This is a genomic window from uncultured Murdochiella sp. (genome assembly GCF_902488755.1).
Taxonomy (GTDB): Bacteria; Bacillota; Clostridia; order Tissierellales; family Peptoniphilaceae; genus Murdochiella.
This window is the reverse complement of the sequence record NZ_CABTXF010000027.1, coordinates 1-17614: the sequence shown is the minus strand read 5'-3', so window position 1 is coordinate 17614 and position 17614 is coordinate 1. Positions and strand designations below refer to the sequence as shown.

The following is a 17614-nucleotide window of genomic DNA, read 5'->3' as shown; positions in this document are numbered from 1 at the left end:
TCGAACATCAAAAAGTCTATTCGTATGCCTGCGGCTACCAGGAATTTGCCAAGCGCCGTGAAAAAGACTTGGTCATTCAACGCCGTGCGTATGAGAATCAGCAGGAAGAAATTGCGCGGCAGAAGGAAATCATTGAACGTTTGGGGCATTTAGGGGGATCCAAACGCAAGCGTGGCATCGCACAGTCGCGATCGCGCCAGAAGTTATTGGATAAAATGGTGCTTGTGGAAAAACCGGCGGAAGATATCGCCCACATGCGCCTTCGCCTTACACCGAAATATCCCAGCGGAGAAGATGTGCTGCAGGTGGAAAATCTGGCAAAATCATTCGGTGATCGCGCCTTGTTTTCCGGCGTGTCGTTTTCTCTTTTCCGTGGACAGCGCGTCGGGCTAATCGGCGACAATGGGGTTGGAAAAACGACCCTTTTCCGTCTCTTGCTTCACCAGGACGAACAGGATGAGGGACGCATTACGTTTGGTTCTTCGGTTAAAATTGCCTTTTTTGATCAGGAGCAACGTACGCTTTCGCCGGAAAAGACGATTCTGGATGAACTTTGGGATCGCTATCCGCACATGGATCACTATTCGGTTCGCGCGCACCTGGCTAAATTTCAATTTGTCGGGGACGACATTTTTCGCTTGGTGGGGGATCTTTCCGGCGGCGAAAAAGCGCGCTTGGCATTGCTCAAGCTTATGCTTTCTTCGGCAAATGTATTGTTGCTGGATGAGCCAACGAACCATTTGGATATTGAAAGCCGTGAAATTCTGGAACAGGCGCTTTTGGACTACGAAGGTACGGTTTTTGTGATTAGTCACGACCGCTATTTTCTCAACCACGTCTGTACGCATATCTTCCGTCTGCAACCGAACGGCATGGAGACGGTTCTCGGTAATTATGATGACTACTTGCGCCTTACGGCACAGTTTGCTTTGCAAGACGATGCGGCAGCAGGAGAAGGGCAAAAAGAAAAAACGAAAACGCAGGAGAAAAAAGAAAAAAAGCAGGCCAATCTCGAAAAAAAGCAGCTGCGTCAAATGCGTGCGCGCGTGAGTGCCATTCAGCGCGAGGCAGACAGCTTGCGTGAAAAGCAGGAAGCGTTACAGAAGAAAGCGTGCGATCCGACTCTCTACGAAGACTATGAAGAGGCACAGCGTGTACACGACGAGTTAAGCGGAATACAGCAAAAGCTGGAGCATCTGGAAGAGGAATGGTTGGAGATAGAAACTACGCTGGATGAGATTCAGGAAGGGGACGAGACATGAACATTTATTCCTACCGCGGGGATCACGAACACCTCCCCGAAAATACGATGATCGCCTTTCGGCAGGCATTGCTTAATGGCGCAGAGGGCATCGCGCTGGATGTCCAGATGACACGGGATCGTCAGCCGATTGTCTTTCGCGACGAGTCGCTCGGTCGGGCGACAGATGCCATTGGTCTGGTTCGCCATCACGACTTAGGCGAGATTCAGTCCGCGGAATTTAATGAACCCTATACGAAATTTAATGAGCATATTCCTTCGCTTGCCGAGTATTTGGATTGGGCGGCGCTTCTACCGCACAAAACCATCTTGATGATGAATCATGACAATTTTCTCTATTCCAATTTTGAAGAGAATATTATGGCTTGTCTTGCGGAAGCGAAGGGACGGGATCGTCTAATCTTGGCATCTTCTCAGCTGTCGAGCCTGCGCTTGTTGCATACTCGCTACCCGGACATTGCGTTGGCGTGGATTCCGCAGTCCTCCCCCGTGGAAGCGTGGGAGCAGCTCCGCGACATAGAGGTGAAACGCATTTTAGCACCTCTTACCCAGACCACAAAGGAACTCGTGGAGACCTGTGCGGAACAAGAAATCACCATTATGGTTCAAGGTGTGTCTACTGCCGAACAAATTTTGCGGCTGAAAGAGTTGGGTGTAGAGAATATCATGGTGACGGATATGGCAACCGCACGCGCTGCACTAAAAGAAACCAAGATGCCGTATTCTGCAGATCAACTCAAATACGCCACGGAAAAGCCGACGGAGGAAGAGGAAAAAACACCGATGCAGATGCTGGCGCAGCGGGCGAAGACACTGACCTACGGAAGAGGAAAACAAAAAGGGAAGAGCAATATCTTCGCCATCGCCATCAGTATGGCGTTATGCGTGGCGGTCGCGACCATTCTCGCTGCCTTGTTCATGAATTTGCTGAAAGGGTTATTTCATTAAAGAAAGCCTTATTTCTGCGTTTTTTTCGCGTTTGCCTTGCGATCCCAGTGGCTGACCGCAAGAGCTGCAGTAGCGTCGCCGGTGATATTCAGCGTCGTGCGTCCCATATCAAAGAGACGGTCAATGCCGGCAATGAGCGCAATGCCTTCTACCGGCAGGTTTACACTTGTCAAAACCATCGCGAGCATGATCATACCGCCGCCTGCGACGCCGGCGGTTCCGATGGAAGCTAAAACAGCCGTCAGTACGATAGAAGCGAGCTGCGCGGTGCTAAGATGCACGCCATAGCAAGACGCGATAAATAAACTCGTTACGCCCATATAGATGGCGGTTCCGTCCATATTGATGGTTGCGCCGAGGGGCAGGACAAACGAAGAGATGCTGGGGTCTGCTCCTAATTCGTTGGAACAGCGAATGGTCAGCGGTAATGTCGCATTGGAGCTGGATGTCGTAAAAGCAGTGGTCATGGCAGGCATCATTCCACGCAAAAAAGTGAACAACCCCATTTTAGAGAACAGATGCACGCTTAGCCCATACACGACGACGATGTGCGTGATGTAGGCAAGATAGGCCACTCCCAGAACGATACCAAGCGAGGAGACAATTGAGGCTCCATTGACCGCAACCACATTCGTGATTAGGCAAAACACACCGATCGGGGTTAGTCGAATAATCAGCTCCATCATTTTCATCACCACCGCATAGATGTCTTTTATGCTTTCCCCGACGCGCTTTCCCGCATCACCGGAAAGCAGGATGCCCAAACCAATGAGAAGCGCCGTGATGATGAGCGGCAGCATATCGGCTTTCAACAGCGGTTCCAGTATATTTTTCGGGAACATCCCGACGAGTACCTCTATAAAGTTCGCGCTTTTTGCTTCGTACGTCAGTCCGGTGGTTTGCAGTACCGGAAAAAATCCTTGAAATAGCGTAGCAAAGGCAATGCCAATGACGACCGCTACTGCGGTTGTTGCCATGTAATAGACGAAGGTTTTCCATCCGATAGACCCCACGCGGCGAATGTCTCCAAGCGAAATAGTGCCTTCAATGATGGAGAAAAGCACGACGGGGACGACCATGAATTTCAACAAATTGATGTAGATGGTTCCGATTGGCTGCAAAAAGGTCGAAGTGAACGCGCCTTTTCCCTGTAACAGGATACCGGTAAGAATACCGACAACCAACGCGATAAGAATTTGCAGGCCTAAAGGCAGGCGATTTTTCTTTTCCATAACAGCTCCTTTCGTACCCCTTTGCGTTCTTTCGTTTTTAGTATAGCGTTTCCCCTGCGGTAAAAAAAGAATCCATCCCTATAAAACGACGCATTTTCTCTTGCACAAGAGAAGAGAAGAGATTATAATGTCATTAGTCAAAGATGGTCAAGAAATACAAAATGAAGAAGCGTCTTGTTCTTTTGCAAGAGAGAGACGCGGCTTGACCGGGAAAGGAGGATGCTTTGCAATTTCAAGATTACTATAAAACACTGGGCATCGAGAAACAGGCATCCCAGGCGGAAATTAAAAAAGCCTATCGCCAACTGGCGAAAAAATATCATCCTGACCTACATCCGAATGATGAAAAGGCGCAGGAAAAATTCAAACAGATTAATGAAGCCTATGAAGTATTAGGAGATGCTGAAAAGCGTAAAAAATATGACCAATTTGGTGCGAACTACGATTTTCAAGGCGGTCAGAATTTTGACCCTTCTGATTTCGGATTTCGGGGCTTTGGTTCGCAGAAAGGTACGTATACCTATACCACTACGGATGGTGCAGGCGGCTTTTCCGATTTCTTCCATTTGTTTTTTGGCGGACAGGGAGCAAGCGGCGCACAGGACTTCGGCGGCACGCAAGGCTTCGGCGACCTTGGTGACCTTCTTCGCGGTGCGCGTACAGGAGAAAACAGTACCGTTGGCGGTCGCCATGCACATTCCGGCGCGTATCGTTCTGCCCAAGCCAATGCGGCACGCAAAGCCAACGATCGTTACGAAACTTCGATGACCTTGTCGCTTAAAGAAGCCTATCAAGGCGGCGAACGAACGATGCGCTTTACCATCGGCACCAAGTCGTATGACATTCCGGTACGCTGGCCTGCGGGAATACAGGAGAGCAACCGTATTCGGGTGAAGGGGGATAAGTATGGTCTAGACGGCAACCTCATGGTCAAAATCCATATCACGACGGAGGGTCATCTAGATGGCATACATCTGATTCAACCGCTGTCCCTTACACCCTGGGAAGCCTATTGCGGAACGAAGAAAACCGTGGAAACGCCGGACGGGCGTATTCAAGTGACCATACCGCACGAGATGCTTTCCGGCAAGCGGATTCGTGTGCCGCGCAAAGGCTATCGGGATCGAAAAGGAAACCGTGGCGATTTGTTCTTGGAGATACAAATTCAAAATCCGACATCCTTGAGCGAAGAGCAAAAAGCGTATTACCGAAAGTGGATGAACTAAAGAAAACCGAAAGGAGAAATTCCTATGGATGAAAAATATACACAGAAAGCGTTACAAGCGATTCAGGACGCGCAAAATGCGGCAATCAAGAACGGCAATCCCGAATTGACCGATCTGCATCTGCATGATGCCCTAATTCGAGAAAGCGACGGGATGGTGGCACAAGTACTTACGCACCTTGGTGTGCAGATTGCTGCGTATCGTACAGCGGTCCGTAGAGCGATGGAGAACTTGCCACAGCAGCAAGGCGCATCACAGGTATATCCGAACGCCATTTTTCAGCGTATCCTGCTTAAGGCAAAAGATGAAGCCGATAAAATGGGGGATAGCTACGTTTCCACCGAGCACTTATATTTGGCGCTTTTGGAAGAGCGTCATATTCCTTCGGAAGCAATTCTGGCGGACTACCATATTACACGTGCGGCATTTGCGAAAGCGCTCGAAGCCATACGTGGTTCGCGCAAGGTGACAACGGATAATCCGGAAGATACCGAAAACGTATTGGAAAAGTACGGTACGGATTTAACGGCAAAAGCGAAAGAGGGAAAAGGCGATCCCGTTATCGGGCGAGATGAGGAAATTCGCAATGTGACGCGTATTCTATCGCGCCGCACAAAAAATAATCCGGTATTGATTGGCGAACCGGGCGTGGGAAAAACGGCTGTTGTGGAAGGTTTGGCGCAGCGTATCATCAATGGTGATGTGCCGGACGGCTTGAAAGATACTACTGTATTTGCTTTGGATATGGGACAGCTTCTTGCTGGAGCGAAATACCGCGGTGAGTTTGAAGAACGTCTGAAAGCGGTTTTGGAAGAAATCAAGGCTTCTGCCGGAAAAATTATTCTTTTTGTGGATGAGTTGCACTTAATTGTCGGTGCCGGACGCACCGACGGGGCGATGGATGCTTCCAACCTCATGAAGCCCGCCTTATCGCGTGGCGAGATTCGCATGATCGGTGCGACAACCCTCAATGAATATCGTCAATACATTGAAAAAGATGGTGCGTTGGAACGTCGTTTCCAAAAAGTCATGGTAAGCGAACCGAGCGTGGAGGACACGGTATCCATCTTGCGTGGCATTAAATCGAAATATGAACTCCATCACGGTCTGCGTATTTCTGACGGAGCGGTTGTCGCGGCAGCAAAACTTTCCGACCGCTATATTACCGACCGCTTTTTGCCGGACAAGGCGATTGATTTGATGGACGAGGCGGCGGCTATGGTACGCACGGCTTTGGACTCCATGCCGGAAGAGTTGGATGAAGCACGTCGTCGCATTTTACAGCTGGAGATTGAGAAAGTCGCGTTGCAAAAAGAGACGGATGAGGCATCCAAAAAACGCCTGGCGGAGCTTACGGAAGAACTGGCAAACTTGAATGAGACGTACAATGAAGGCTTCATTCAGTGGCAAAATGCTAAGTCGGCGCTGGAAGGGCAAACCAAAATTAAAGAAGAGATGGCACAAACGCGCCATGCGATTGAAGAAGCCGAACGGAACTTCGATTATGAAAAAGCCTCCGCACTGCGTTATGGAAAGCTTAGTGAACTGGAAAAGCAATATGCAGAGAGCGAGAAGGCACTGGAAAAAGACAGTGAGGCGGTAAAAGAAGAAGTCACCGAAGAGGAAGTGGCGGAAGTGGTTTCGAAATGGACGCATATTCCTGTTGCGAAATTGGTCGAAAGCGAACGACAGAAGATCTTGCGTTTGCCGGAACTCTTACATCGCCGTGTAATTGGACAGAATCAAGCGATTGAAGCGGTCTCCGAAGCTCTTTTGCGGGCGCGCGCCGGTCTTTCCGACGATACGAAGCCACTTGGCAGCTTTATCTTTCTTGGCCCCACGGGCGTGGGCAAGACAGAGCTCGCCAAAGCCCTTACGGAGGCCATGTTTGACGATGAGCGCAATATGATTCGCATCGATATGTCCGAATACATGGAGAAATATTCTGTGTCTCGTCTAATCGGAGCCGCACCGGGCTATGTCGGCTATGAAGAAGGCGGTCAGTTAACCGAAGCGGTGCGTCGCAAGCCGTATGCCGTGATTCTCTTTGATGAAATCGAAAAGGCGCACCCCGACGTGTTTAATATTTTGCTGCAGGTCTTGGACGATGGACGCTTGACGGATAATCAGGGAAGAACGGTCAATTTCCGCAATACGATTATCATTATGACATCCAATCTGGGAGCAGACACGATTCTAAACGGACTCGATGCCGAGGGCAATCTCACGGCGAGTGCTTCGCAGGAAGTGGAAACGGTGCTTCATCGTACCTTCCGTCCGGAATTTCTAAACCGCATCGACGACATCATTACGTTTAAGGGGTTGACCAAAGACGAAGTGGGACGCATTATTGCCCTGGATATGGCTAAAATTGCCCATCGTCTTGCCGATCGGGATATCACGATTGAGGCAGATGAATCTGCGAAAAACTACGTTTTAGAGCAAGCGTATTCGCCGCAGTTCGGAGCGCGTCCCATCGAACGCTATCTGCAGAAAAATGTGCAGACTGCGTTGGGTCGCAAGATCTTAGAAGGTCAGATTGCCGACCATGATCATGTGGTGATTACTGCGGATGACAATGGACTGGCGGTGACCGTCGAAGCGGACACCGCGACGCTTTCCTCCTAAGACTTTCATGGCAATGACACCTACGAGGTGGTGGAATAACCTAGGTGTCTGATGGTACCAAGAAAGAGCCGACCTACAGATGTCGGTTCAAAAGAAGCAGCGCCACTTTCGTGGCGCAGTTAAGTAGAAGTGGAGGGCGGTCCGGCGGACCGCCTTCCTTTTTTATATACGGTAGACGTTCGGTAAAATTACGGGTCAAAAACGCGAAATGGCGAAAAGCCCCCGTAAAGCGGCCGGTAAAATTACGGGTCAAAATTTAATAACGGCAAAGGAACCCGTAATCTACACCTATGCACTTGACGACGCGCGTAAGGGATCGGCCGTTCTCCGGCTTTCCATTTTCATAGTGATACACCGCATCAGAGGAAGGTGGTAAAATGAACCAAATGCAAGAAAAGAGGTTGTTATGATTACTATCCCGTCCGACTACGTTCCCAAACTGGATCATTTCGAGTTGCAACGTGCCATCGATTACGTCAAAAAGACATTTCAGGCGGAAATTTCGCAGGCGCTGAATCTCCAGCGTGTTTCCGCACCTCTCTTTGTGCTACGTGCCAGCGGCTTAAATGATAACTTAAGCGGCGAGGAACGTCCGGTTTCTTTTGCTATTCCCGATGTCGGCGCCGAGGCGGAGGTTGTGCATTCGCTTGCCAAATGGAAACGCATGGCATTAGCGAAATATGGCTTTTCCGTGGGGCAGGGGCTCTATACCGACATGAATGCTATTCGCCGAGACGAGACACTGGATAATCTGCATTCCGTTTACGTGGATCAATGGGACTGGGAACGCATCATTGCGCCCACGGATCGCACGGAGAAGACCTTGCGCGAAACCGTTCAAGCGATTGTTTCCACCATCTGTAATGTCAACCACCTGGTACAGGCACGTTTTCCATCGTTGGACACAACGATTCGTCGCGAAGTAACCTTCTTCACAGCACAGGAACTGGAAGACCGCTGGCCAAATAAAACACCAGAGGAACGTGAATATCTTGCTGCCCAGGAATATAAGACCATCTTTATTCAGGGAATTGGTCATCGTTTGCACTCCGGACAACGCCATGGTAACCGTGCGCCAGACTATGATGACTGGACGCTCAATGGCGATATTATTCTCTGGAATGATGTATTAGGTTGTGCGTTTGAACTCTCCTCCATGGGCATTCGCGTGGATGAAGCCGCGCTTCGCGCACAGTTGGCGGACGCCCATGCCGAAGAGCGCGCTACGCTGCCGTTTCATCGCGCTTTGCTGCAAGGAGATTACCCGCAGACTATCGGTGGCGGCATCGGACAATCGCGTCTTTGTATGCTGTTGCTCGGCGCGGCACACATCGGTGAAATTCAAGCGAGTGTCTGGGACGAAGAAACGCAGAAAGCGTGCAAAAAAGCGGGAATCAGGTTGTTGTAAGGAGGGGAAGAAGATAAAGAAAGCGTTGCGGGAAGAGATTTGAAATTTACGGAAGAGCGGGAAAAGAATGATCGGATGGGCAGGGGGATAAACGATGCACCACAAGGGAACACAAATCATTGAAACGCCACGCTTACTCTTACGTCCTTTTACGATGGACGACGCGGAGGCGATGTTTCGCAATTGGAATGCCGACAAAGAAGTCACGAAGTTTTTAACTTGGCAAGCGGCACAATCGGTGGAAGAAACTAAGGCTGTTTTACAGTCTTGGGTGATGTCCTATGCGGATCCCTCTTTTTATCAATGGGCGGTGGAATGGAAAGAGCTTCAGGAAGTGGTTGGCTCTATTTCTGTTGTCAAAAAGGATGAAACAACCGACACGGTCCATATCGGTTATGCGATGGGGAAAAAGTGGTGGCACAAGGGCATTACCACAGAGGCGTTTCAAGCCATTATTCCCTTTTTGTTTGAAGAAGTTGAGGTAAATCGCATAGAATCCCAACACGACCCGAATAATCCGCATTCTGGGCAAGTGATGAAAAAGTGCGGATTGATCTATGAAGGGACATTAAGGCAAGCAGACAGAAATAATCAAGGCATCGTGGATGCCGCCATTTATAGTTTATTGAAAGAAGAATGGGAGAAAAGAAAACAATAACCATCAGGCGGACGTGTAAGTTGTTTTTCGCCAACAATCCGATCGGATTCCAGGGCTTGCGTTCAGTGACTTCACCATCGTAGGCTTTGAGCCACTTCTTGTCCACGTATTCCGATTCACCATAACCTGATAGGTGAAATGGTTCATCTGACTGCCATCCAACAGTGCTGCTCTTTTGGGATCGTAACAGCGCCGCGTTTGATTTCATCCGAAAACACGAAATCGTGTTTTCTCAGTACATTATTGTTGAAGGAAGCTATTGTTGAGCGAAGCTCTCTCAAGACCAACCGAAGCAGTGGCGTTTTTTTCTCCCTGTTATTTCGGTTCGTCGGTAAAGCACTTTGATAATTCATCCCGTAATTTCTTATCCATTTTTACCTCCTTCCTAATAGATTTTCCCACTGACCGCTCTCCGAATGCTCACGGTGCATGTAAAAACTGGAAAATGGGACACTTTGAGATACTGCTTTAGCAATACTAATAAGTAGAAGCAAAATAGAAGTGATGAAGCAGTCGGAGAAAAAGGAGGGTACATCGCTAAAGGAGGAGCAATGGATGTCTTGAAAAACTTGCTAAATCAGTTGCTTGAAAAATATAAGAAGGCAGCACTTGTATTGGAAAAACGGGAGTCTGCTATTGTTACACCTCCGATTAAGGGGCGCTTGGAAATTTCGAAGTCACATAATTCTTATCAATTTTACTGTAAACAGAACAATAGTAAGGAAGAGGGGCGGCGGTCGCAAAAGCATTATTTAGGGAGAAATGAAAGCGAAGTGGTGCGCCAGCTTGCCCAACAATCCTATAACCAGAATGCCAGTTTATTGATTTCGAAAAGAATTAAGCAACTTACGAAATTATTGGAAGGTTTCAACTCCGATGAGTTGGATCGGCTCTATGATACTTTACATCCACTACGAAAGAAGCTTGTTATACCTCTGTTACCAACCAATCAACAGAAGCTGGAATCTTGGAAAAGCAAATCCTTTCAGCCGAAATCAATCCGAAATGTGCAAGAAGCGCTGTATACAAATAGAAATGAAAGGGTGCGTTCAAAGTCTGAAAAGATTCTTGCCGATCTTTTTAGTGCCAAAGGTGTGGATTACAAATATGAGAGTCTCTTAATTCTGCCAGATGGTCTTCGCATCTATCCGGATTTTACTTTCTACCATCCGGAAAAACAGGTTGAAATCTATTGGGAGCATTTCGGCATGATGGATGTTCCGGAATACGCCAATAATGCGATTCGAAGAATAGCACTATACGAATCCGCTCAAATCTATCTTGGAGAGCAGCTGCTCGTAACGTTTGAAACCTCACAATGTACATTAAATCTGCACAGTGCAGAAGCACTTATTGAACGACATTTATGGACTAATCGAACCTAAGCGTTCAAGAGGAATGGCATAGTTCAGAGAGATGATTACGGCGGAAATACGCAAAAGTGCAAAAAACCGCCGCAAAGTGTGTGGCGAAATTACGGTGGAAAAACGCAAAAGTGCAAAAAACCGCCGTAATCAGCCCATGTACACCCATAAGGAGCCGGCTTGTGGTCGGCGATTGGTAAATAAGGAAGGCGATCCAGCGAATCGCCGACCGCCTTTATAGCATAGACCAGCGAACCGCCGACCGCCTTTATAGCATAGACCAAGCAGGTCGAAGCCCGTGACACGGACGGAGCGGATGGTACTTTGCATTTGACAGTCGTGTGCATTCTGTTATAATTCTATGGTAACGCGTTTGCGCGTGGAGAGCTGTCCGAGTGGCCGAAGGAGCATGATTGGAAATCATGTATACGGGTTCCCGTATCGAGGGTTCGAATCCCTCGCTCTCCGTTGCACTATATGGGGAGTTAGCGGTGCCCTGTACCTGCAATCCGCTTTAGCAGGGTAGAATTCCCGGCCCCGGGGCAGAAGGCGAATCGCAGGTGTCGGTTGACCGTGTTGACGCCATGGTCTTGCACAATGAAGGCGCATGAACCATGTCAGGTCCGGAAGGAAGCAGCATTAAGTGTTGCTCTTCATGTGTTGCGAGGCAGCCATGGTTGAGCGGAAGGCCGGCGTGCCGGATCCGTTGCCTGCCACAAAGCCGGGTGTGCGCACTTATCAAGAAGCCGAAAGGCTTCTTTTTTTTGTGCCTGGTCTTCGTCAACAAAGACAAAGCACGTGCCTGGTCTTCGTCAGCATATAAAAAGCACCCTGCTTTTCAGCGGGGTGCCTTTGCTTCCAAACAGTGGCAAACACTACATCTCGTCCGGCTTGCCGATGGTTTCGCAGTAGATGCAGCGATAGGTTTTCGTTTCCGGATCGGTCAGTCGGAAGACATGATCCAACTCCTGCTCGATGGACGTAATGCAGCGCGGATTGTGGCAATGCAGAATGTTGGTAATGGTTTCCGGCAGCTTCGGGTGTTTCTTTTCGACAATTTCTCCGTTGTGGACAATATTGACCGTAATGTTTGGATCAAAATAGCCGAGAAGGTCAAAATCCAAATCAATATGTTCTGCGACTTTCAAAATGTCCTTTTGTCCTCGTTTGGAGCTGACGGCGTTCTCGATGAGCGCAATCTGTGAATCAAGCTTATCCAGCCCCAAATAGTGATAAAGCACCATGCCTTTACCGACAGGAATGTGGTCAATGACAATGCCTTCGTGTAAATCACCTAAAATCATGCTGTTACCCCCAATAATTTCATGATAAGTGCCATACGGATAAAGCGCCCGTTCTTCACCTGACGGAAATAGGCGGCGCGCGGATCACTGTCCACCTTGACGGAGATTTCATTTACGCGCGGCAGCGGGTGCAGTACGCGCATCGACGGTTTAGCCGTCGCCAGACGCTCCGGCGTGAGAATGTAGGTATCCTTCAGACGGATATAATCCGCTTCGTTGAAGAACCGTTCGCGCTGTACGCGAGTCATGTAGAGAATGTCCAATTCCGGCATGGCATCGCTGAGCTTTCGTACTTCTTTGAACGGGACGCCTTGTTTTTCCAAGATTTCGGTACGCACATGTTCCGGAATGACCAATTCTTCCGGCGAGATGAGGACGAAGCGCACATTTTCATATCGGCTCATGGCAGTGATGAGCGAATGGACGGTTCGACCAAATTTGAGGTCTCCGCAGCAGCCAACGACCATGTTGTCGAGGCGACCCATTTCGCGGTGAATGGTTAACAAGTCGGTCAGCGTTTGCGTGGGATGGTTATGTCCGCCGTCTCCTGCGTTGATCACCGGAATATCTACCGAGCGAGACGCGACAAACGGTGCGCCTTCTTTGGGGTGGCGCATGGCGATAATATCAGCGAAGCATTCCACCGTGCGCGCTGTATCGGCAACGCTTTCGCCCTTGGAGACAGAGCTGGATGTGGCTTCGGAAAAGCCGATTACGTCTCCGCCCAAGGCGAGCATAGCGGACTCAAAGCTCAATCGTGTACGCGTTGAGGGCTCATAAAACAGAGAGCCGAGCACACGATGCTTGCACACTTCCTGGAAGCGCACAGGATCGGCGATGATTTCTTCTGCTACGGCGATGAGCTCGTCAATCTCTTTGGTGGACAGATCTTTGATGTCAATCAGGTCCTTCATCGGCATGTTATTCCTCCTTCTTGGTTCGGGCGATGCCTGCCATCCACGATTCATCCGCAGGATGATCGCGAAATTGCTTCAACTTCGGAATCTGTTGGGTTTGCAGCCGTCCGGTTTGGGCAGCAACCTCCAGAATCGTATCAAAATCTGTCAGGCTTTCCATGGTTAGCTTTTCTACCGCGAGGGCGTCTTTGCTTTTTTGCATACCATACGTAAAGATGCAGACGATGCCCAACACTTCCGCGCCTGCCTCCTGCAGAGCGTGAACGACATCCAATACGCTTCCTCCCGTAGAGATAAGGTCTTCAATGACGACGACCCGTTCTCCGGCGGTCAGCTTACCTTCAATACGATTTTCGCGCCCATGGGATTTGTTGCTGCTGCGCACGTAACCCATTGGCAGATGCAAGAGAGAGGCAGCCAACGCCGCGTGGGCAATGCCAGCGGTCGCTGTTCCCATGAGCATTTCTGCGTTCGGAAAGCAGCGTTTTACGGTATCGGCAATGGCCTGCTCCACTCTCTCTCGCACAGCCGGAGCGGATAAGATTAACCGGTTATCCGTATAGATGGGGCTGTGAATACCGCTTGCCCAGGTGAACGGCTCTTCCGGGCGTAGAAAAACGGCGCCGATGTCCAGTAAATCTTGCGCAATGGTTTCTCGCGTATTTTCTTCCATGGTTTCTCCTTTCGTTCAGTTTTCGGGCTTGTAGCGGTTTTTTCTGCCGCCTTATACCTTCCTTCTCTTTGTCATCGTCAAAATGACGTTTGTTATTCGGTTTTGTCGGCAAAGGCTGCCATCGCCTTTTGATAAGCAATGAGCGGATTCTCTGCTTTGGTGATGGAGCGTCCGACTACAATAAAGTCGCTGCCGAGCGTCTTTGCCTTCTCCGGCGTGGTTACGCGCTTCTGGTCGTCTGTACTTCCATCGGCGAAGCGAATACCCGGCGTAACGGTGAGGAAGGCGTTGCCCAAGGCGGTATGTACCATAGGCGATTCCAGTGGGGAACAGACCACCCCATTCAAACCGGACTGTTTGGCTAAATCCGCATATTGCACGATGATGTCATTGATGTCGCCGGCAATACCTAATTCCTGATTCATCGTCTCTTGTGAAGTGGAGGTCAGTTGCGTTACCGCCAGCAGGATGCCGTCGGGATAGCCTTCACGCGCGGCACGCATCATGGCGCTGCCCCCTGCCGCATGGACATTGGTCATATCGACATGCAGACGGTGCAACTGACGTAAGGCGCATTCCGCCGTATGGGGAATGTCGTGTACTTTGAGATCGAGGAAGACGGAATATCCCCAGTCTTTTATCTCGCGCACGATATCCGCGCCTTCGGCATAAAACAGCTCCATGCCAATTTTGACGAAGGGCTTTTCATCGCGGAAAGGGCGAAGGAAATCTATTGTTTCACGACGATTGGCGAAATCAAGAGCGATAATGACCGGTTTCATGAGAGATCCTTTCTACAGTTCCTATTCTTACCGTGTCTAACCCGAACATCTTAGCGATGCGCAGCGCCGATAATTTCGGAAAGTTTTTCCACCCTGAGGCGGTCGGGCATGGACTCCAAGGCAGTCAACAAGGCATTCCACATATCGGGATCCGCCAATCCGGCGGCACCGATTTGTACCGCAGATGCGCCTGCCATCATCATTTCGACGACATCTTCTGCGTTCTGCACGCCGCCGCAGCCGAGGATGGGCACGGATACCGCCTTGTATACGTCGTAGATCATACGCAGCGCAATGGGGAAAATCGCAGGACCGGACAACCCTCCTGTGCCGTTAGCTAAGAGCGGCGCGCGTTTTTTGAGGTCAATGCGCATCGCTTTGACGGTGTTGATGAGAGTCAGTCCATCCGCTCCACCATCGACTACGGCTTGTGCCATGGCAACAATATCCGTTACGTTCGGCGTCAGTTTGACGAATAGCGGTTTGCGGATGACCGCTTTCACCGCGGAGACCACTTCCTTTGCGGTTTCGGGATGTACGCCGAATTCCATACCTCCACTATGTACATTGGGGCAGCTTATGTTTAATTCAATAGCGCAAATTTGTGGCTGGATAGCGAGCTTCTGCGCCACGTCCACATATTCCTCCAGAGAAAAACCGGCAACATTCGCCATCATGCCTTTGCGGGAAACCGCTGCAAGCCTCGGCAGTTCTTCGGCGATGACATTGTCTACGCCGGGGTTTTGCAAGCCTACAGCATTGAGCATTCCCGAGGCGCTTTCTGCAATGCGGGGAAGAGGGTTGCCGAATCGGGCTTCGCGCGTGGTTCCTTTCAGGGCAATGGTGCCGAAAAAATCCGGATCCAGAACATCGGCACGTTCATAGCCGAAACCGTAACAGCCACTTGCCGGAATCAGAGGATTGTCCAGAGTAAGTCCTGCAAAGGAGACGGCAAGGCGTGGTGTTTTTCGCGCGAGGATGCGTTTATTTATGCCCATGGCAGTTCCTCCTTTCGGAATACAGGTCCTTCTTTGCATACACGGCGCGGACCATTTGTCGTTTCCACCGTACAGCCCATGCAGATACCAACCGCACAGCCCATGCGTTCTTCTAAACTGAACGCGCCGTCGATGCCTTTTTCGTGCATAAAGGAATATAAAGCGCGAAACATCGGCATCGGACCGCAGGTATAGATATAGAGCTCCTGGGGAAGATGCGTTCTACTGAGCGCTTCAACACCCGGAAGAACGGTTCCTTTTTCTCCGGCGCTACCGTCCATGGTGAAAAGCTGTATGTGGCATCCGAGAGAGCGAAACTCTTCTGCTAAGAAAATCTCCTCTTTTGTATTGAAACCTAAGAGCGCAATAGGGGATTTGCCTTGTGAAATCAAGGCTTTTGCCACCGCGAAAAGGGGAGGAACTCCCACGCCACCGCCGATCAAAACGGGCATTTTTCCTTCACTGTCAGAAAGGGAGAAGCCGTTGCCCAATCCCACAAGCGCATCTAACTTTCCATTGGCTTTCTTCGACAAGGCGGCAGTGCCTTTGCCCACAACTTTGTAAAAAAGGCGAAGTCCTTCGGCATTCCAGTCGCTGACCGACATCGGTCGGCGCAGGAAAAATTCGGGTAGTCGAAGTGCTAAGAATTGTCCCGGTGTGTGCATCGCGCTGGTATCTCCGGCAAGGCGCAGTTCATAGGTGTCTTTGGCGACAAGTCGGTGAGAAAGAATGTGAAATTCAGTCAAGGCGACGCTCCTTCCAGGTTGGATCTTCGTAAGCAAGTTTTCCGCCGACCCATGTGGCAAGACATACGCCGCGCACCGTCCATCCGGCAAACGGCGTGGCATGCCCTTTAGAGAAAAAGGTTTCGGGGTCAATGGTTGTAGCGGCATGAAGATCCCAGAGACATAGATCTGCCGGTGCTCCCGGCGCAATACCGGTGCTAACGCCGAGACCTTCTTTTGCTTCCGAGATAGTGGAAAGCGAAAACGCAGCTGCCGGATCTACACTCATGACGTGCAGCAGTCGCTCCAACGAAAGCTTTCCTGTTAGCACCAAACGCGTATAAAGGACGGAAAAGGCGGTTTCCAGTCCGACGATGCCGTTTGCACTATGGGCAAGACCACGCGCTTTTTCTTCTGCCGCATGAGGAGCATGGTCAGTAGCAACCGCTAAAAGCGTTTCGTCCACAAGGGCATCGACAAGCACTTCGCGGTCCGCTCCGGAACGGATGGGCGGATTCATGCGAAAGCGTCCCTCATCCTGTAAATCTTCCTCCGTCATGGTGAGATAGTGCGGAGCGGTTTCACCGGTAACGGCAAGTCCCCGTTGTTTTGCAGCACGCACCAGCGCAACCGATTCTTTTGTGGAAATATGACAGACGTGATACCGTGCGCCGGTTTCTTCGGCTAAGGCGATATCCCGCTCCACCTGTTTCCATTCACTTTCCGAGGGATTGCCGGGAAGGTTGTGCCGCTTCGCGTAGTCGCCATCATGAATAACCCCTCCGCGAACAAGGGCGAGATCTTCGGCATGTGCCACGATGGGCTTTCCTAAGGCTTTTGCGGCTATCATGGCTTCGCGCATACGCACTTTATCGGCAACGCCGACCCCATCGTCCGTAAAGCCAACGACATAGGGCGCAAGCGCTTCAAAATCCGACAGTTTTTCCCCTTTTTCACCACAGGTAATGGCTCCGTAGGGTAGAACATGCACGAGAGCGTGTTCACGAATGATGTCGAGCTGCCGTTTCAGATTTTCTAACGTGTCCGGAACCGGACGAAGATTCGGCATGGTGCAGCATACGGTATATCCGCCATGCGCGGCTGCTTTTGTGCCTGTTTCAATAGTCTCTTTATAAGAAAAACCCGGTTCGCGGAAATGCACGTGCAAATCAACGAAACCGGGAAACAAGTGAAGGGATGAGCAATCCATCACGTATTCATCATTTTTGGAAGAAAGAGGGGACGAGGAAGGAGAGGGCACCGCATCGGTGGGATGCGATGAGGGATCTAAACGAACAATACGTCCGTTTTCAATCATTACATCCATTCTTTGCAAACGATCCTGATAAAAGACGGTTCCATTCACCAGCTTGAGCTTGTTCATGGTTACTCCTTTCGTCTCCTTCGCCATCCGGCGGTTTATCCGTGCTATCTTACTCTAACCATGGAAGGCACGTCAAGAGGAGTGTGCTTTTTTACGGATTTATTTC

General features: G+C 50.1%; 16 protein-coding genes, 1 tRNA gene and 1 other RNA gene. 9 read left to right on the top strand and 9 right to left on the bottom strand.

The window, feature by feature from the left end; all coding sequences use genetic code 11:
• Positions 1 to 1262: ATP-binding cassette domain-containing protein (locus RDL68_RS04190; RefSeq protein ID WP_308540425.1), on the top strand; the 1262-nt coding region annotated here is incomplete at its 5' end.
• Entirely contained in the window at positions 1259 to 2209 is a 951-nt protein-coding gene (locus RDL68_RS04185; protein WP_308540424.1) for a glycerophosphodiester phosphodiesterase family protein, read from the top strand. The genes RDL68_RS04190 and RDL68_RS04185, both read left to right, overlap by 4 nt.
• Before the next feature lie 8 nt (positions 2210 to 2217).
• On the opposite strand, the gene RDL68_RS04180 is transcribed toward RDL68_RS04185, so the two are convergent.
• Positions 2218 to 3441, bottom strand: coding sequence for a dicarboxylate/amino acid:cation symporter (locus RDL68_RS04180; RefSeq protein ID WP_308540423.1), 1224 nt, complete (start codon positions 3439 to 3441; stop codon positions 2218 to 2220).
• A gap of 224 nt (positions 3442 to 3665) precedes the next feature.
• Between RDL68_RS04180 and RDL68_RS04175 the strand changes: the two genes are divergently transcribed.
• The 5 genes from RDL68_RS04175 (at position 3666) to RDL68_RS04155 (ending at position 10746) form a co-directional block, all read left to right on the top strand.
• Positions 3666 to 4667 (top strand): DnaJ domain-containing protein, encoded by a 1002-nt coding sequence (locus RDL68_RS04175; RefSeq protein ID WP_308540422.1) that lies wholly within the window; start codon positions 3666 to 3668, stop codon positions 4665 to 4667.
• 24 nt (positions 4668 to 4691) lie between these two features.
• Entirely contained in the window at positions 4692 to 7295 is a 2604-nt protein-coding gene (gene clpB, locus RDL68_RS04170; protein ID WP_308540421.1) for an ATP-dependent chaperone ClpB, read from the top strand.
• 406 nt (positions 7296 to 7701) lie between these two features.
• Positions 7702 to 8703, top strand: coding sequence for an aspartate--ammonia ligase (asnA, locus tag RDL68_RS04165; protein ID WP_308540420.1), 1002 nt, complete (start codon positions 7702 to 7704; stop codon positions 8701 to 8703).
• Between the two features lie 94 nt (positions 8704 to 8797).
• Positions 8798 to 9361, top strand: coding sequence for a GNAT family protein (locus RDL68_RS04160; RefSeq protein WP_308540419.1), 564 nt, complete (start codon positions 8798 to 8800; stop codon positions 9359 to 9361).
• A 551-nt stretch (positions 9362 to 9912) separates the two neighbouring features.
• Positions 9913 to 10746 carry a hypothetical protein gene (locus tag RDL68_RS04155; protein WP_308540418.1) on the top strand — a complete coding sequence of 278 codons (834 nt, stop codon included), beginning with the start codon at positions 9913 to 9915 and terminating at the stop codon, positions 10744 to 10746.
• Between the two features lie 89 nt (positions 10747 to 10835).
• Here the strand turns inward: RDL68_RS04155 and RDL68_RS04150 are convergent, their stop codons facing one another.
• Entirely contained in the window at positions 10836 to 11030 is a 195-nt protein-coding gene (locus RDL68_RS04150) for a hypothetical protein (protein ID WP_308540417.1), read from the bottom strand.
• Between the two features lie 76 nt (positions 11031 to 11106).
• On the opposite strand from RDL68_RS04150, the gene RDL68_RS04145 reads away from it, so the two are divergent.
• Positions 11107 to 11193 (top strand) — tRNA-Ser (locus tag RDL68_RS04145).
• Positions 11194 to 11458, top strand: an RNA gene (gene ffs, locus RDL68_RS04140) — signal recognition particle sRNA large type.
• Between the two features lie 142 nt (positions 11459 to 11600).
• Here the strand turns inward: ffs and RDL68_RS04135 are convergent.
• The 7 genes from RDL68_RS04135 to RDL68_RS04105 form a co-directional block, all read right to left on the bottom strand.
• Positions 11601 to 12029: an aspartate carbamoyltransferase regulatory subunit gene (locus RDL68_RS04135; RefSeq protein WP_308540416.1), complete on the bottom strand. Its 429-nt coding sequence runs from the start codon at positions 12027 to 12029 to the stop codon at positions 11601 to 11603.
• Positions 12026 to 12943 carry an aspartate carbamoyltransferase gene (gene pyrB, locus RDL68_RS04130; RefSeq protein WP_308540426.1) on the bottom strand — a complete coding sequence of 306 codons (918 nt, stop codon included), beginning with the start codon at positions 12941 to 12943 and terminating at the stop codon, positions 12026 to 12028. The genes RDL68_RS04135 and pyrB overlap by 4 nt, the downstream gene beginning before the upstream one ends.
• A 7-nt stretch (positions 12944 to 12950) precedes the next feature.
• Positions 12951 to 13619, bottom strand: a complete 669-nt coding sequence (gene pyrE, locus RDL68_RS04125; protein WP_308540415.1) for an orotate phosphoribosyltransferase — start codon at positions 13617 to 13619, stop codon at positions 12951 to 12953.
• Between the two features lie 92 nt (positions 13620 to 13711).
• Positions 13712 to 14401, bottom strand: coding sequence for an orotidine-5'-phosphate decarboxylase (pyrF, locus tag RDL68_RS04120; RefSeq protein WP_308540414.1), 690 nt, complete (start codon positions 14399 to 14401; stop codon positions 13712 to 13714).
• Between the two features lie 50 nt (positions 14402 to 14451).
• Positions 14452 to 15399, bottom strand: coding sequence for a dihydroorotate dehydrogenase (locus tag RDL68_RS04115; RefSeq protein WP_308540413.1), 948 nt, complete (start codon positions 15397 to 15399; stop codon positions 14452 to 14454).
• Positions 15390 to 16145 (bottom strand): dihydroorotate dehydrogenase electron transfer subunit, encoded by a 756-nt coding sequence (locus RDL68_RS04110; RefSeq protein ID WP_308540412.1) that lies wholly within the window; start codon positions 16143 to 16145, stop codon positions 15390 to 15392. Before RDL68_RS04110 ends, RDL68_RS04115 begins: the two co-directional genes overlap by 10 nt.
• Complete coding sequence (locus tag RDL68_RS04105; RefSeq protein WP_308540411.1) at positions 16138 to 17508, bottom strand: dihydroorotase; 1371 nt, start codon at positions 17506 to 17508, stop codon at positions 16138 to 16140. The genes RDL68_RS04110 and RDL68_RS04105 overlap by 8 nt, the downstream gene beginning before the upstream one ends.
• Positions 17509 to 17614 lie beyond the last annotated feature (106 nt).

Excerpts from the sequence above, each read along its gene's own strand:
- RDL68_RS04185 (WP_308540424.1), top strand. The coding sequence starts at position 1,259 with ATGAACATTTATTCCTACCGCGGGGATCACGAACACCTCCCCGAAAAT.
- RDL68_RS04180 (WP_308540423.1), bottom strand. The coding sequence starts at position 3,441 with ATGGAAAAGAAAAATCGCCTGCCTTTAGGCCTGCAAATTCTTATCGCG.
- clpB (WP_308540421.1), top strand. The coding sequence starts at position 4,692 with ATGGATGAAAAATATACACAGAAAGCGTTACAAGCGATTCAGGACGCG.
- asnA (WP_308540420.1), top strand. The coding sequence starts at position 7,702 with ATGATTACTATCCCGTCCGACTACGTTCCCAAACTGGATCATTTCGAG.
- RDL68_RS04160 (WP_308540419.1), top strand. The coding sequence starts at position 8,798 with ATGCACCACAAGGGAACACAAATCATTGAAACGCCACGCTTACTCTTA.
- RDL68_RS04155 (WP_308540418.1), top strand. The coding sequence starts at position 9,913 with ATGGATGTCTTGAAAAACTTGCTAAATCAGTTGCTTGAAAAATATAAG.
- RDL68_RS04135 (WP_308540416.1), bottom strand. The coding sequence starts at position 12,029 with ATGATTTTAGGTGATTTACACGAAGGCATTGTCATTGACCACATTCCT.
- pyrB (WP_308540426.1), bottom strand. The coding sequence starts at position 12,943 with ATGAAGGACCTGATTGACATCAAAGATCTGTCCACCAAAGAGATTGAC.
- pyrE (WP_308540415.1), bottom strand. The coding sequence starts at position 13,619 with ATGGAAGAAAATACGCGAGAAACCATTGCGCAAGATTTACTGGACATC.
- pyrF (WP_308540414.1), bottom strand. The coding sequence starts at position 14,401 with ATGAAACCGGTCATTATCGCTCTTGATTTCGCCAATCGTCGTGAAACA.
- RDL68_RS04115 (WP_308540413.1), bottom strand. The coding sequence starts at position 15,399 with ATGGGCATAAATAAACGCATCCTCGCGCGAAAAACACCACGCCTTGCC.
- RDL68_RS04105 (WP_308540411.1), bottom strand. The coding sequence starts at position 17,508 with ATGAACAAGCTCAAGCTGGTGAATGGAACCGTCTTTTATCAGGATCGT.